The 15,700-nt window shown below is 70.2% G+C and carries 9 protein-coding genes and 2 pseudogenes; 5 read left to right on the forward strand and 6 right to left on the reverse strand.

Annotation, left to right across the window (positions count from 1 at the left end; all coding sequences use genetic code 11):
• The first annotated feature begins 4 nt into the window (after positions 1 to 4).
• Together AB0I81_RS51025 and AB0I81_RS51030 are read left to right on the forward strand one after the other, a co-directional pair.
• Complete coding sequence (locus AB0I81_RS51025; RefSeq protein WP_360674585.1) at positions 5 to 451, forward strand: cupin domain-containing protein; 447 nt, start codon at positions 5 to 7, stop codon at positions 449 to 451.
• A 235-nt stretch (positions 452 to 686) separates the two neighbouring features.
• Positions 687 to 839 carry a hypothetical protein gene (locus tag AB0I81_RS51030; RefSeq protein ID WP_360674588.1) on the forward strand — a complete coding sequence of 51 codons (153 nt, stop codon included), beginning with the start codon at positions 687 to 689 and terminating at the stop codon, positions 837 to 839.
• 231 nt (positions 840 to 1,070) lie between these two features.
• Here AB0I81_RS51030 and AB0I81_RS51035 read toward each other — a convergent pair whose 3' ends face one another.
• The 4 genes from AB0I81_RS51035 to AB0I81_RS51050 all read right to left on the reverse strand — a co-directional run bounded on the left by AB0I81_RS51035 (position 1,071) and on the right by AB0I81_RS51050 (position 10,708).
• Positions 1,071 to 1,421, reverse strand: a complete 351-nt coding sequence (locus tag AB0I81_RS51035) for a hypothetical protein (protein ID WP_360674591.1) — start codon at positions 1,419 to 1,421, stop codon at positions 1,071 to 1,073.
• Positions 1,422 to 1,814: 393 nt separating this feature from the next.
• Entirely contained in the window at positions 1,815 to 2,894 is a 1,080-nt protein-coding gene (locus AB0I81_RS51040) for a thioester reductase domain-containing protein (protein WP_360674594.1), read from the reverse strand.
• Positions 2,891 to 10,093 (reverse strand): SDR family NAD(P)-dependent oxidoreductase, encoded by a 7,203-nt coding sequence (locus AB0I81_RS51045; protein WP_360674597.1) that lies wholly within the window; start codon positions 10,091 to 10,093, stop codon positions 2,891 to 2,893. The genes AB0I81_RS51040 and AB0I81_RS51045 overlap by 4 nt, the downstream gene beginning before the upstream one ends.
• 66 nt (positions 10,094 to 10,159) lie before the next feature.
• Positions 10,160 to 10,708, reverse strand: a complete 549-nt coding sequence (locus tag AB0I81_RS51050) for an EF-hand domain-containing protein (protein ID WP_360674600.1) — start codon at positions 10,706 to 10,708, stop codon at positions 10,160 to 10,162.
• A 932-nt stretch (positions 10,709 to 11,640) separates the two neighbouring features.
• Between AB0I81_RS51050 and AB0I81_RS51055 the strand changes: the two genes are divergently transcribed.
• The 3 genes and pseudogenes from AB0I81_RS51055 to AB0I81_RS51065 all read left to right on the forward strand — a co-directional run bounded on the left by AB0I81_RS51055 (position 11,641) and on the right by AB0I81_RS51065 (position 13,506).
• Complete coding sequence (locus AB0I81_RS51055; protein ID WP_360674602.1) at positions 11,641 to 12,009, forward strand: aminotransferase class III-fold pyridoxal phosphate-dependent enzyme; 369 nt, start codon at positions 11,641 to 11,643, stop codon at positions 12,007 to 12,009.
• A pseudogene (locus AB0I81_RS51060) lies at positions 12,006 to 12,888 on the forward strand (aminotransferase class III-fold pyridoxal phosphate-dependent enzyme). The gene AB0I81_RS51055 and the pseudogene AB0I81_RS51060 overlap by 4 nt, the downstream one beginning before the upstream one ends.
• Positions 12,889 to 13,134: 246 nt before the next feature.
• On the forward strand, positions 13,135 to 13,506 hold the full coding sequence (locus tag AB0I81_RS51065) for a hypothetical protein (protein ID WP_360674605.1): 372 nt from the start codon (positions 13,135 to 13,137) through the stop codon (positions 13,504 to 13,506).
• Positions 13,507 to 15,016: 1,510 nt separating this feature from the next.
• Here AB0I81_RS51065 and AB0I81_RS51070 read toward each other — a convergent pair.
• Positions 15,017 to 15,397, reverse strand: a pseudogene (locus tag AB0I81_RS51070) (IS3 family transposase); the annotation flags it as partial.
• A gap of 21 nt (positions 15,398 to 15,418) precedes the next feature.
• Positions 15,419 to 15,631: a hypothetical protein gene (locus AB0I81_RS51075; protein ID WP_360674608.1), complete on the reverse strand. Its 213-nt coding sequence runs from the start codon at positions 15,629 to 15,631 to the stop codon at positions 15,419 to 15,421.
• Positions 15,632 to 15,700: the final 69 nt, after the last annotated feature.

The following is a 15,700-nucleotide window of genomic DNA, read 5'->3' on the forward strand; positions in this document are numbered from 1 at the left end:
CGACGTGGACCACTCACCACAGCCTGACGGCCACTGCCGGGTCATCCGCTCCGCCGTGATGTACGAGGGCAAACAGCACCTGCAGTTCTTCGCCGGCATCGCCGCCGAGACCGTGGGCGCCCGCAACATCTGCATGCACCTGCAGACCATCCCACCCGCCGGCAGCGGCCGGGCCCACAAGCACGACCACCACGAAACGGCCATCTACGTCATCAAGGGCTCCGTAGGCGCCCGGTACGGCGAGAACTTGCAGCACTACCTCGAAGCCCGCCAGGGCGAGTTCATCTACATCCCGGCCGGCACCCCGCACATGCCGGTGAACCTCAGCGACAGCGAACCGGCCGAGGTCGTGCTGGCCCGCACCGACCCGCGCGAGCAGGAGAGCACGGTGCTCCTGCCCGACCTGGAACGCCAGCCGGCCGTGCACGCTCCCTCGGCCACGGCCGACTAGAGCGCGTACTCGCCGATGGCAGCACGGATCCATCGGACCGCGGACGCGTACATCTTGGTCCGGCTGGTCAGGCGGCTCTTGAGCAGCTTCTTGGCCTGCCCGGCTCCTTGCGGCCCCCTCCCCGCGCGAGCTCGCGGTTCCCTCCGCGCCCGGCGTCATGCGCAGAGGTCTCAAGATGCCCGTAGGTAGGCTGGCGGCGGCTCGTCGGGCACGTGTCAGCCCGGACAGCATCCCCATGCTGCTGGTGACCAAATTCGCCGGTCCACAGCCTTCGCATGAACTGATGGCTTCCTCCGGCATTCGCGCCGCCGTTCAGCAGATGTGCCCCATCCGTTCTATGACCGTAAGCAATCGAAGCGCGGCAGAAGCGACCGGTCACCTGATCTAGGAAGTTCCCCGCATGCTCTCCGGCTTCCGCCGCGACAAGCTCGCCCGCCGCCAACCGATATGCCGAACAGCAGGCGGCGGGTAAGCCGGATCCGCTCGGCGGTCATGGTCGGCGGACGCCCCGAGCGCCGGCTGCGGGCACGGCGGCAGCGCCGTCCGCCACTCCTCGCGTCCGCGGCATCCAACAGAGCCACCGAGATCGGCTCGTTCGAGTTCCCGCCATCTTGGGGCACTACTCCCCCTTCAACTTCCGCTGCACAGGAGGCGATCCCGACGCGCCCGAAGCGGTCATCGCCGCCAGGGTTGCCCTCTCCCAGACGAGGGCTACGGCCTCCGGCGACCCGATAGGTGGGGATCCGGAAGAACCGCGTTTGGGGTGCCGTTCGAGGGGTTCCGGCTGCCCCGTGTAGGTGGCGCAGGGCTCGCCGGCCGAGTTCACGACCGAGATCTGCGCCGGCAGAGCGTTACCGTCGGTTGCCCTCAGCAGGTAGGTTCCGTCCTCACGCCGTTCAAGTTCGAGCCGTACTGGATTCGTCTCGCTCGTGTCGGCGGACGTGCTGTCGTCTGGGAACGCCTGAGCCATCACGGTGCACTCCTTCTCGGTGGCGATAGGACTGATAGAGACGAACTACCGGCGCGGGGGCAGGGCGGCCGGCCGTTCTGTTGTCGGTGTTGACTGGGGCATGGTGAGGGCTGGCGGTGGACAGCTATAGTTCGCTCACCGTGGCGGGCGGCGCCGCACAGGGGCGTCGGCCTCGGCCGACATCAACGTCTCTGCCATGGTCCCCCGCCATGGGTCACAACGAAGTCCGGGTCGCCGGTCAGGATGTACTGCGCCGGCCACTGCCCGGGCATCACACTGTTCCGCGGCCATCACGTGATCTGCTTCGATCTTGAACTGCGCTTTCGAAGGATCCGTGAATATGGTGGTGGCGCTTTCTGGGTGGCTCGTACGCGCAGCTGAGCTCAGTCGTGGTCACGCCCTCGGGATGTAGCCCCGTTCCGCGATACCCGCCAGCATCCGGGCGAAGTACGCCCGGTCGAGAGCGGGCTCCGGTATCGGTGCCGCCGAGGTCGTGAGTCGCGCGCGACAATGCGGAGGCAGGTAGCGGGGCTCGGGGACCACCATGTACGCGATACCCGGCCAGCACGCCAGGACGAGCCCGGCGGCCGGCAGGTGGGCCTGGCGCAGCAGTGCTTGCTTCCAGTCGGCCGGATCGATGGCCGGAAGGTGGTAGCCGGCCGCCCGCACCTGGTCGAAGACGGAGCTGACCGTGATCGGCTCCAGGTAGTTGGGGTGGAAGACCTGTCCGGCCGCGCCGGGCAACCGGGACAGCGCGATGATCACCGCGGCGGTGTGGTCGACGGGCGCTCCCGGCATGGTGGCCGGGCTGGCCGGGGCCGCGCCCACCTCGATGGCTGCGCGGATCAGCCGGGTCCACAGGTCTGTGTCGGAGAACTGCCAGTCGTGGCTGTGCCCGAGGATGGCGCCCGGGCGGTAGATGGTGGCGGGCAGGCCTTCGGCGGCGGCCAGGCGCACCAGTTCCTCGCCGCGGAACTTCGCCTGGCCGTACCCGAATCTGCCGCTCATCGCCAGGATCGGCTCAGTGGCCTCATCCACCTCCGTGCAGCCCAGCTCGCGGGCCGCGGCGAAGACCGCGACGGAGGAGACATGGTGGAGTGCCTTGGCCCTGCGGTGGCGGGCGAACCGGACGATCTCCTGCGTCGCTGTCACGTTGCCCGGGACGAGATGCTCGCACGAGGCGGCCAGGTTCACCGTCGCCGCGCAGTGGTAGATCGTCTCCACCCGCTCGGCCAGCCTCGTGTAGACGGCGGCGGACAGACCCATACGCGGCTGGCTCAGGTTGCCGCGCACCACCGTCAGCCGTTCCTGGTCGAACGGCCCGCCCAGCCTGGTGAGGTGGGCGCGCAACCGTTCGTCCGCACCCTGGTCGGTACGGCCGCGCACCACGCAGCAGACCTGATCCGACCGCAGCAGTTGCGCGCACAAGTAACCGCCGAGATAGCCGGTGGCCCCGGTCACCAGGACGCTCACAGGGCACGCATCCGGGTGAGGACCTGCTTGGCCAGCTCGTCGGCGCTGGTACCCGGTCCGATGGCCATGATCGGGATGTCGCAGCCGAGATTGCGCCAGATCGCCCCCTGCAGTTCGGCTCGCATCAGGGAGTCGATGCCGAGCTCGTCCAGCGGTCGCTGTGGCGCTATGTCGGCGGGTTCGGCCTGCAGGACTCCGGCCAGCAGCCGGGTGACGGCCTCGGTGACCAGCGGCCCGGCCTCGTCGCCGGCCCGTATCAGCTCCCGCAGGTCTGCGGTCGGCGCGGCCGGATCGTTCGAGCGAATGGCGGAGAAGCGGGGCGCGTCCAGCGAGGGGAACAGCAGCCGGGCGCTGTCCCAGTCGACCGAGCCGATCAGGGCGACGTCCAGGTCCTGGGCGAGGAGCTCGCCGATCACCGGCAGCGCCTTGGCCGGCTTCATCGGGCTGGTCCATCGGGAGACGAACGCCTCGGCCTCGCTGGTACGCGCCAGGTAGCCGACCTCGCCGACCGCTCCCCAGGCGACCGCCAGACCGCTCGCGCCGCGCGCCCGCCTTGCCCTGACCAGCGCCTCGCAAAACAGGTTGCCGGCCGCGTAGTTGGCCTGCCTGATGTTGCCGACCGTCGCCGTCACGGAGGAGAACAGCACGAACAGCTCCGCCGACGGCGCCAGCCGGTCGAGCACCAGCGCGCCGCGCAGCTTCGGTTCCAGCGCGGCCAGCACGTGCTGCGGCGTCAACTCCGTCAGGGGCGCGTCCTGGAGCACCATCGCCGCGTGGATCACGCCCTTGACCTCGGGTCCGGCTATCGCACGCATCGCCTCCAGATTGGTGACGTCGGCCCGGTGCGCGGTCACTTCCACGCCCAGGGCGGTCAGCGACTCGACGGTCTGGCGCGCCTCCGGCCCGTCCAGGCCGCGCCTGCTGGTGAGCGCGATCCGCTTGGCGCCCTGCCGCGCCAGCCAGTGGGCAGCCCGCGCGCCGAACCCGCCCAGCCCGCCCGTGACCAGGTAGACCCCGTCCGGATCCAGCCCGCGCCGTTGCGTGGCGGGGGCCGAAGGTTCGAACTCGATGACGAGCTTTCCGATGTGCCGGGACGTCCGCATCTGGTCGAAGGCTTCGGTGATGCGCTCCGCCGGGAAACTCCGGTACGGCAGAGCCCGATAGGTGCCCGCCGCGACCAGGCGCGCGATCTCCCCGAACTGCCGATGCGCCACGTCGGGCACCTGTTCGGCGATCTGCTTGAGATCGACGGTGACGAAGGAGACATTGCCCCGGAGCAGGCTCAGCGCCAGCCTGCCGTCGGAGAAGAGATCGTGCTTGCCCAGCTCGACGAAGCGGCCGCGGGGACGCAGCAGTTCCACCCCGCGGGCCAGGCCGTCGCCCGCGAGCGAGTTCAGCACCACGTCCACGCCCTCGCCTGCGGTGATGGCCCTGACCTCGGAGGCGAAGCGCAGGCCGCGGGAGTCCAGGGCGTGCTCCACGCCCAGGCTCCTGAGCAGGTCGCGCTTGCCTGGCGTGCTCGCTGTCGCGATCACCCGGGCTCCTGCCAGCTTGGCGTGCTGGATCGCGGCCAGGCCCATGCCGCCGGAAGCGCCGTGCACCAGCACCGTCTCGCCCGGCGTGAGCCGTACGGCATCGTCTGCGAGAGCGAGGCGGACGGTCAGGAAGGCCACGGGCAGCGTGGCGGCCTCGCCGTACCCCATGGTGTCCGGAATGCGGGCCAGCGCGGCACGCTCCAGCACCACGTGCGAGGCGAGCGGGTGCTCGGCGGCGGCGAATACGCGGTCGCCCGGAACGAGGTCCTGAACCTGCGCGCCGACCGCGGTCACCACTCCGGCGCAGTCGAAGCCGTAGACCCGTTCGTGGCTCGGCCCGCCCGCCGCGTCAGCGGGCAGCCTGCCAAGCGCCCACAGCACATTGCGGTAGTTTACGCCCGCCGCCCGGACCTCGATCGTCACCTGGCCGGGGCCCGGGACGGGCACCGCCATGGGCGCCCAGTCCAGGCGGAAAGCCGAGCCCTGGTTGCGCAGCCGCAGGACGCGGGGCTCGGCACCGACCGCGGCGGGCTCCGGTGCCGGGCGCAGCCGCGGCACGAACCGGCCGCAGGCGGTCAGCACCACCTCGTCCTCTTCGTCCTGCGCGAGCAACTCGACCACGAGTCGCTCGGCGTCGCACGCTCCACGCTCCAGGGAGATTTTCCGTACGGCGAGCCCGGGCATCTCGTTGACCAGGCAGCGGGCGACTCCCCACAGGGCAGCGTCACCGGGGAAGTCCGGCCGTTCCGGGGCGGGGAACGTCCCGGACGGGCGGGTGACGAGCCAGAGTGTGGCGCCCGGTTCCAGGGCGGCGGCGATCGCGCCGAAGGTCGCGGTGGCCGAGACGACCCGCTGCGCGCAGTCCGCCGGGTCGGCGTCCGCCGCGGCGTGGTCGCCGTCGAGGAAGTAGACGACATGGCGGGCGTTTCCCAGGTCGGGGGCGACGCCGGCCCGGGCTCCTGCTCTGGTCAGCTCGCCCGCGACCGCTTCGGCCAGTGCCTGGTCGCGGCCCGACTCGGTGATGATCGCCCAGTCTCCGGTCGCGACGGGCGGCGGGGCGGCGGCTTCGGCTCTCGGCTCTCGGGTGGCCAGGAAGAGCGCGGTGTCGATGCCGATCGCCTCCTCCTCCGCGCGCAGCTCGGCAGGTTCTGTGAGCCGGCAGCGCGGCAGCAGCCGCAGCCAGTCGGCTGCCCGGATCAGCGGGCCGCCGGGACGCAGGGTGGTGTCGGTGGCCGACCACCAGCCGTCCAGCAGGCCGAAGATCATGGTTGTCGGGCCCGCGTCGAGAGTCTCACCCAGCAGCAGGAGACCGCGATCGTCCAGCAGATCGGCGATCCGGCCGAGTGTCGCCTCCAGATCCGTGGTGGCGTGCGCCACGTTGGCCGCGATGACGACATCAAAGCTCGCTCTCAGCTCTGCCGCGTCCTCCTCCAGGTCCAGTTCCCGGTAGTCGACGAAGTCGAAGCCCTTGAAGCGGGCGGCGGCCGAGGTGAGGAAGGCGGGAGACAGGTCGGTGAAGGTGTAGCGGGTCCGCTCGGGCGGCAGCACGGGCAGGAGGGTCGCGGTCATCCCGCCGGTCCCGGCACCCACCTCCAGGACGCGGAGCGGGCGGCCGGCGGGCCAGGCGGCGACCAGTTCCTCGAGCACGGATCGGGCCAGCAGGTTGACAGGGCGCAGCACTGGGCCGCTGTCGTAGAAATGTTCAGCGGCCTGGAGCCCACCCTGCGGGAAGACGACTTCGACGGCGTCCTTGGCACCTCGCAGCACCTCGGTCAGTTGCCGCCCGCATTGGCCGAGGAGTTGCAGCTCGGCCGCGTATTCCGGGAATTCGAACAGGGCGTCGGAGAAGAGCGGGCCGGGATCGGGGTGGCCGGTCGCCCGCCAGGTACCCTCGCCTGCCGGCTCGCACAGCTCGCCGGCCTGGGCGCACAGGGTGCGGGCGAGCCGGACGTACTTCGGCTGCATCCCGGCTGAGATCAGGTCGGCCGGGCTCCAGCGCTCGCCGGCCAGGTCGCGCATCGCCTTGACGGTGAAGTGGGCGGCCAGCCGCCCGTAGCTGGTCATGAACCGCGCGTGCCGGTCACGCCGGGCCAGCAGCCGCTTGCGCAGGTCGAGGCGGTGCGGTTCCACCGCGGCGAGCAGGTCGGTCATGGCGATGCCCGCGCCGGCCCCCGTGCCGGGGTGCGGGGCCGCGCGCAGGACGGTCACGTGCCGTGCGGGAGCTTCCTCCCCGGGCAGGCGGCGCACCCGGCATCCGGTCAGTTCCATCGTGACCACCCCCGAGGTGTCGGTGATGGTGAAGTCCACGACCGCCTCGCGCGGGTCGATCTGCGGCCGGAGCCTGGCGTGGACCAGGCCCGTGCCCGGTGGTTGCCGCCACAGCCTGACGCGTTCGAAGGAGATCGGCACGTAGGCGGTGGGTTCGTCGCCGTGTTGCCACAGGATGGCCAGCCCGGTTTGCAGGGCGCTGTCGACGAGTGCGGGGTGCACCTGGTAGGCGCCGGAGGGTTCAGTGAAGCGGTACTGCCCGAGCGCTTGCGCGTCCGCGATTCGCACACTCCGCACACCGCGGAACGCCGGTCCGTAGTCGAGGCCCGCCCGGGTCGCGAGGGCGTAGTATTCCTCCGCTCCGAGCTCCAGCGCCGAGTCCACGGCTGGGCTCGGTGCCTTCGGCACGGCTGCCGAGACCGCCTGGCGCACTCGGCATCGGGCGTGCGGGTGCCACTCCTCCTGCGCGCCGGTCCTGGAGGCGATGCGCACGCTGCCGTCCTCGGAGATCGAGACCTGGACGTGCGGGACCCGCTCCTCGGGGATGGCCAGCGGGCGCAGCACCTTCATGTCCACCACCTCGACCGGGCCGTCGAGTGTCTCCGCACCGGCCGCGAGGGCCATCTCGACGAATCCGGCCGCGGGAACCACCACGGCTCCGGCCACCTGGTGATCGTTCAACCAGGTCACCCTGGCCGGGTCCATCGGGGCGCTCCAGGTCGGGTCGAGCGCCTGCGTACGCGCTCCGAGCAGCGGATGCTCCAGTCTGGGCGCCCACCAGTCGGCCTGGCCATTCCAGTGGCGTTCGCGCTGCCAGGGGTAGGCAGGCAGGTCGAGCACCCGTCCAGGGAGGGGGAAGAACGTTGTCCAGTCGGCTTTCGCACCGGCGGCGAGCAGGGCGGCGACAGCCGTACGCACCGCCGGCGAGCCCGGCTCGTCGCGCCGGAGCGTGGGCAGGACGGTGACCTGCCGGCCGGCCCGCTTCAGGTAGGTCTGCAGGACGGAGTGCGGGCTGACCTCCAGGAAGATGCGGAATCCCGCGTCTGCCAGGTGAGCGGCCGCCTGGCCGAAGAGCACCGGCTGACGGACGTTGCGCCACCAGTACGCGGCATCCAGGGGGGCCTCGACGGGGCGGCCGGTGACCGTCGAGATCATCGGGATGGCCGGGGACGCGGGTGTCAGCTCCGCCAGTGCCTTGGTCAGGCCAGCCTGCAGGGGATCCATGGCCTGGCTGTGGAAGGCGAAGTCCACGGCGAGGTGGCGGAAGAAGACGCCTTTGCCCGCCAGCTCCTCCTCCAGTTGCTCCAGCGCCTCACCGGGGCCCGCGACCGTCACGTCGCGGTCGCTGTTGATCGCGGCGATCTCGAGGCCGAAGGGCTCGATGGCTTCCGCGGCCTGGTCAGGGGGCAGGCCTACCGCGGCCATGCCGCCTTGGCCCATGGTCAGCTGCTGAGCCCGGCCGCGTTCGGCGCAGAGCAGGACGGCGTTCTCCAGGTCGAGCGCTCCGGAGGCGCAGGCGGCCGCGATCTCTCCCACGCTGTGCCCGAAAACGACATCAGGCACCAGGCCATGCTTTTTCAGGATCTGGAGGATGCCCATCTGCATGGCGAAGATCGCGGGCTGGCCCACTTCGGCCGTGGCCAGCCGGGAACGGCTCGCCGGGGCGGCCATCTCGGCCTCCAGCGACCAGGACACGTGCCTGGACAGCAGCTTGCCGATGTGCCTGATCGTGGCGCGGAAATCCGGATCCGCCGCCATGAGATCGTCGGCCATGCCCGGCCACGGGGTGCCCGCGCCGCCGAAGGCGACGGCGATCCTGCCGTCCTGCCCGGCTGCCGTCGGCTGGGCCTGCTGAAGCAGCCCGGCGGCCTCCGCAGGGGTGGTGGCGAGCACCGACACCCGGTGTTCGCGCAGGCCGCGGCGTCGGGTGAGGGTGTAGGCCAGATCGTGGAACTGCTCGGGCCGCAGCGTCTCGCACTGGTCGGCCACGCGCAGCGCCAGCTCCGTCGCGGCGGCCGGCGTTCGCCCGGAAACGATCAGGGGTACGGCTCGCGCCACCGGGCCCGCTGTACCGGCCATGTCTGACGGCGCCGCACTGTCCGGCGGCGCTGCTCGTCGCGGTGGCGCGGCCAGCAGGGCGTGGGCGTTGACGCCGCCGAAGCCGAAGGAACTCACTCCGGCGAGCGCCCGCTCCACCTGTGCGGTGTGCCGTTGCTCGCGAACCGGCGACAGGCTCAGCCCCGCCCAGTCGATGGCCGGATTGAGCACCTCGGCGTGCAGCGAGGGCGGGATCTGCCCGTGCCGCAGCACCAAGAGCGCCTTCATCAGCCCCGCCATGCCCGCCGCCGACTCCAGATGGCCCATGTTCGACTTGATCGAACCGATCGGGAGCGCGTTGCCCGGCGAGCGGCGCGACCCGACGGCCCGGCCGACCGCCTCGCATTCGACGGGATCGCCGACCGGTGTGCCGGTGCCGTGCGCCTCCCAGTAGACCAGGTCGTCCACATCGATGTCCGCGTACATCGTCTGCAGGAGCCGCGTCTGGCTCTCGACGCCCGGATGGGTCAGGCCGAGCGTGCGGCCGTCGGCGTTGGTGCCGGTGTCCAGCAGGACGGCGTGGATCCGGTCCCCATCGGCCTGCGCGTCCGCGAGCGTCTTGAGCACGACCATGCCCGCACCTTCACCGCGCACGTAACCGTCGGCAGCGGCGGAGAAGGCCTGGCACCTGCCGCGGGCCGAGAGCATGGAGGCCTGCGACAACCCGACGAACGAGAACGGGTCGAGCAGCACGTTGACGCCTCCGGCCAGGGCAATCCCGCACTCCCCTGAGCGTACGGCCTGGGCCGCCTCGTGCAGGGCGACCAGCGCGGAGGAGCAGGCGGTGTCGATACCCAGGCTGGGACCGCGCAGATCCAGGCAGTAGGAGACCCGGTTGGCGGTGTTGCCGAAGGTCCATCCGGCGACGGAGTAGGCGTTGAGGCTGGCGGGATCGCGGCACTGGAGGTTGCCGTAGTCGCCGTTGAACACGCCTACGAACACCGCGGTGTCGGACCCCGCGAGGCCGGCCGGATCGATGGCGGCGTCGTCGAGAGCTTCGACGGCGAGCTCCAGCATCAGTCGCTGCTGCGGGTCGAGCCGGTCGGCCTCCTTCGGCGCGATCCCGAAGTAGTCGGCGTCGAATCCGGCCAGGTCGTCCAGGAACGCCCCATGGGCGGTGTAGCTCTTGCCGTACCGCCTGGTCGCCTGATCGACGAACCACGCCGGATCGAACCGATCGGCAGGCACCTCCGTCACCAGGTCACTTCCGGCGACCAGCGCCTCCCACAAGCTCTCCAGACTCTCGATGCCGCCCGGCAGGCGGCAGCCGACTCCCACGATCGCCAACGGTTCCCGCATGACCCCCCGCTTCTCAGTCGGCGGCCGCCCGTCCCGAGCGTGACAGGCGGCCGCCATCGTTCTGCCTCAGACCGGGCCGAAGAGCCAATTGCCGGTCAGAACGGGGTCTTCGCCGACATAGAACTGCCGACCGGCCTCCACCAGTTCCTCGATGGTGAGTGCGCCGCTACCGTCGGTGTCGATCTTCCGGAAGGCAAACTCCGCATCCTCCGGGCTGGTGCCGAAGGCGGACTGGAACCGCTGGAACTCCTCCAGGTCCAGCGCACGATTGCCGTTGACGTCCGTGACGTCGAGCGTCGCCTGGATCGCCGGCCGCAGAGCCCTCTCGTAACCGTCGGGGTCCTCGACGAAGGCCGCGTTCATCCCGAGCCGGTACTCCTCGGGGCTGATCTTGCGATCGCCGTCCAGATCGATCTTGGTGAGCAGGACTTCCCAGTAGTCGGAGTAGCTGCTGAACAGGCGATTGCCCAGGTTACTGTCGGGGCTGACGCCGAAGGCGGCCAGCACCCTGGTTCCCAGGGCGATGAGGTCATCGAGTTCCAGACGCCCGTTGCGGTTGACGTCCATGTGACCGAACGCTTTGTCGAGCTTGCGTTCCTGCAAGTCTGTGAGCACGCCGAGTCCCCTCCGGCCGGTACAGCCGATAGCCGATCAACTACAGAGAATAATCAAACAATTACTTACAGTAGTCAAGGCGTTGACGTTTCGGCTTCACTCGAACGCCACTGGCCGCGACCGCTGTCATCCTCGGCATCGCCCCCAGCCTGATCGCTGCCCCCTACGCCCACGCCACTAGCGAGATCACCTTCTTCTGCGAAGAACGCGGGCCGGGATTCCACACGTGGCCGCCGGTGATCCATGGAGAGCGCTGCACACCACCCGACATCGGCGAGCACCGCCACGCGGCCAGATACTGCGTCACCTGACACCTGCCCTCCTTGTCGACGGCGGCAGTGGCGTGGACGGCGGACGCGATCGTCACGGTGACGGCGGCCAAAGCCAGGCCCGCCAGGACGGTGCCGATGCTGATCTCGGGTGTGTGCTTACCTGTACTTGGTGATGGGACGGAGCCGCGGTGGGGCCGTGGGCGCCCGGGGTTGTCGGTACCCAGCCGACCTGGTTGACGTGGAGGTTCGCGCCGGAGGGCCTGCCACCGCGCCGCGCGGCCCGCGCAGATGCGGAAGGCGGGCACGTCCGGTGACCAGCCGGGGCTCCCGCCCGCACGTACCTGCGGAAGCCGTCAGACCCGCCGTCACCCTGCCGGGCCGCGACGGGCGTGGGGCAAGGCGGGAAGCTTGGCCGGAGCTTGACACTGTGGCGCCCGTAACGCCGGAACGGCTCGGGCAGGAACGGCGGCCACAGGGCCGGTGCGGCAGGCCGCCTCTGGGCCGATGGCTTCGCGCACTGGTCGGGTGGACGCTTCCCGCAACACGGATGATCGCTTCGCCGGAAAAGAGAGGCTGATGTGACGGACTCGCGATGCCGTGGAGCTGATCGATGAATTCTGCCCTCTTCACTGGGTTCGCGCGGCTTGATGCGTTCCTGCCGTGTCTCTGATCGAAGGCAGCGGCGCCGTGCTGCGGGACGACACCGGCCGCGACCTCATCGACACCACGGCCGTGCTCTGCCAGTGCGCGGTCGGGTACGGGCGCGCCGAGCTGGCCGAGGCCGCCGCCGCGCAGATGCGTCAGCTGGCCTCCTTTCCGCTGATGGCGGCCATGGTGAACGAGCCGGCCCGGCTGCTGGCCGACCGGCTGGCCGCCCTGGCTCCGGCCAGGCTGAGCCGGGTGTTGTTCACCAGCGGCGGGAGTGAGGGCGTGGACAGCGCGATCAAGCTGGCGCGCCTGGCCTGGCATCGAACAGGCGCCCCGGCCGTACGCTCGTCCTGGCCAGGCACGCCTTTCACCATGGCGTGACGGGTAACGCCATGGCCGCGACCGGAATGGAGGTCTACCGCCACGACTACGGCCCGCTCGCGCCCGGGTTCGTCCACCTGTCGCCTCTCCACGGCCGCCCGGCGGAGGATCTGGTCGCGGAGGTGGAAGCGGTCATCGACCGGGTCGGGGCGGAGCGGGTCGCCGCGTTCATCGCCGAGCCCGTCCTGGGCGTGGCGGGCATGATCCCGCCTCCGGACGGCTACTGGGCGGAGGTGCAGAGGGTGCTGCGCCGCCACGGCATTTTGCTCATCACCGACGAGGTGGCCACCGGCTTCGGCCGCGCCGGGCGCTGGTTCGCCGCCGGACGCTACGACATCCGCCCCGACCTCATGGTCGTTGCCAAGGCGCTGACGAGCGGTTACGTGCCGATGGGCGCGGTCATGGTCCGCGAGCGGGTGGTGTCGATGCTCGGCGAGGCGCCGGTGATGCACGGCTTCACCTTCGGCGGGCATGCCGCGTGGGCCGCCGTCGCGCTGGCCAATCTACATCATCGAACGCGAGCGGCTCGTCGCCCGCGCCGCCGATCTCGGCGCGCGGATGCTCGCCGAGCTGGCGCCGCTGGCACAGCGGGACGTGGTCAAGGAGGTTCGCGGGGTCGGCCTGATGATCGGCGTCGAACTCGCCGAGCCGAGGCCCGAGCTGTATGAGCGCGCGCTGAAGGCGGGCATCCTGCTGCGCAGGGTCAAAGACCGGGCGGCTCTGACCCCGCCGCTGGTGATCCAGGCGGTGAAGCTGTCGTCGTTGCCTTCAGCCGGGGTGAGGAGTGCTGCGAAGTCGCGGACATGGCGGGCGAGCGCGGTCAGCTCAGGACGGGCGGCGGTGAAGTTCCTGCACCAGTTGAGTGTCGCTGTCGCGTAGCCGGTCGGATGGGTGAGCAGGAGACGGGCCAGGCGGCGCGGGGCGCTGCGCCTGGCGGGGGCGGCGCTTGCCTGGGCCCGCTTGGGCCAGTGGCACTGACGGGCCATGAACGTCACCGCCAGGTAACCATATGCTTACCTCATATGGCGTTGAGTAATCAAAGAGCTACTCTCGGTAATGCTGATCTTATGGCCGCACGCAGCGGCTGTCAGGAAGGGAACTCCCGTGATCATTACTAGGACCGGCATGCGTCTCGGCGTCGGGCTCATGGCGGCGGCTGCCATCATGGCGCCGGCTACCGCCCATGCCGCTGACGCCCCCTACGCGCAGGCCTACGCCATCGTTGCAGCCGATGGAACCCTGCAGTCGAGCAAGAACATCGCTTCAGTCACCAAATACGACACCGGCAAGTACTGCATCGCCGTCGACCCCTCGGTAACCGTGACGAGCAGCACCCCGATCCAAGCCACGGCACGCAGCGGCAGCAGGACCATCAGCGCCTACAACTGGCCGAACACCGAGTGCAACAACAAGGCAACAAACACCGTCACCGTCTTTACCTTCCGTGCCTCCGATGGCACGCGCGTGGACACGCAGTTCTACCTGACCATCCCCTAGCCACACCGGGCGCCAGAGCGCGCGGGATACTCCGTGCCGGTGAGTGGCGGCCGGCGGCCGGGCCGGGCGTTCGTGGCCCGGCCGTTCGCCGCCGACCTCCAACGACCTTGCAAAAGTGGACCCCCCCGTCGCTGCCGGGGGGGGTTCCGTCGTGCCGGGAACTGCCCGGCCAGGTGCCCTGAGGGCGGAACCCGTCGATCCCGGCCACGACCGGATCGGGAGGCGGGCGCGAGGTACTCGGCGTCTGACGAACACGAACGGGAACCCCGCCGGAAGCGCCGACTCGCCCCCCGCCAACGCGTTCATTTCCATTCGATGTCCGCAGGATCCGCTCGTGGATGAGGTCGCGCGCTCCGTCTCTGCGGTCACCGTCTTGGGGCGGCTCACTGTTCCTCTGCGCCAGGAACTCGCGCTCCGGCGAGCGCCGCTCTGATCCTGGATCGAGGCTCACTTTTGACGGTGAGTTCTGGCCCCACCCCGCGCGCCACCAGCGCTCCCGCCGTTCCTGCACGGCCCGGAGGCGCTCGGCCGCTCGTGCCGCGTACTCCCGGACCCGCGCCGTCATCTCGGCAGCCCGCCGGGCCCGGCGCCGGGACTCCTCGACGGCGGCCCGCCACTGATCCCGAGAGGCGTCCACCCGCCCCAGTGTGCGCCTGCGTCGGCCGTCCTGTCCGCACGAAGCCGCGAACCCCCGCGCCTGACAGCGCACCGTCACCACCAGTGACGTTCGGTGGTGGGCTCGCGTGGCACAGACAGCGCAGGGGACATCAAGGGCCTCCCCGATCAGGAGGGTCACTCCCATGCGCATCATCAGCCTCGCCACCGGCGTTCTTGTCCTGGCCGGAGCCGCCGCGCTGTGCGCGCTCGCGGTCCCGGCGCGGCGGCGCCGTTTCCCGGCGGCCTCGTGAACACGGTCCACGGCACCGCCGGGGGCGCGATCCCGTTCTGCGGGCCGGGCACCGGGGCTGTGCCCGGCCTTTCCTTGGAGGCATCTGGGCTCCCGCTTCCGCTTCAGAGCGTCTGCTAGGCAAACGTGGGGTGCGTTTCCCATAAGTACGCCTTCCGGGTGTACGGCGAGGGCCCGCCACCGGCATGGTGGCGGCGGGCCCTCGCGTCACGGCGCAGGTCGCCGCGGGACTGCTATCTCGCTGTCAACCCCGCGCGCCGGGGGTGCGCCCCGTGGCCGGGATGACAAGCAGGGATACGCACACGAGCCCTTCCGTGTGATCTGGCACGGACCATGGCGTGGCCTCGCGCTGGACACTTTTGGATGGCGCAGCCTGTGGGTCGTTCGTGCCACCCAAAGTGGCTATTCTCCGGTGTGAGCGCCCATCACTACGTCGAACCTCTAGGGGCCTGGCGATTTATCGCCGAAGCTTGTAGGGCTTTCGGTAAGGGCGCCGGCCGCGCAAGTAGTGAACCCCCGCCAGCGGCGGTGAACACCTCATCGAAGAAGCGGGAGAACTTGCCGTCACGGTCCCGGATGAGAAACCTGAAGGCGCCGGCGCGTTCACCAGTCCATCAGCAGGTTCCGGGCCTGCTGGGTGGTCCATGCGCCGGTCGGGTTGGAGGTGACGCCCATCAAGTGCACGAGGCGTGTCTCGATCTCCATGACGAACAAGACGTACAGGCGCTTGAGGAACACGGTGTCGATGTGCAGGACGTCGCAGGCCAGGATGCCGGAGGCTTGTGAGGTGAGGAATTGTCGCCAGGTAGGTGAGGTCTGGCGTGGCGCTGGACCGAGGCCGGCCGCGGTGAGGATGCGGCGGATGGTGCCTTCTCCGATCTGATGGCCGAGGCCGAGCAGTTCGCCCTGGATCCGCCGGCGCCCCCATCGTGGGTTCTCGTCGGCCATTCGGATCACCAGGTTACGCAGTTCATCCGGGATTGGCGGACGTCCGGTCGCGTTCGGTTAGGTCCAGCGTTGGCTGACCAGGCGGCGGTGCCAGGCCAGCAAGGTGCCCGGCGTCACGATCCGATGGCGGCGAAGCCGCGTGGGCAGCAGTCGCACCAGTGCGGTCAGCAGCGCTCGGTCGACCCAGTCTGGTCGTGGCCGGGAGACCTGACGACGCAGGACGGTGACCTCATGACACAGCACCAGGTGAGTAGCCGGGGGGAGTTTCACCCCCCGGCTCTCGCAGAACCGGACGTGAACCTCGCAGCTCATCCGGCTCCCATTGCCCAGCCATCAGGA

Source organism: Nonomuraea sp. NPDC050404 (assembly GCF_040655495.1).
GTDB lineage: Bacteria > Actinomycetota > Actinomycetes > Streptosporangiales > Streptosporangiaceae > Nonomuraea.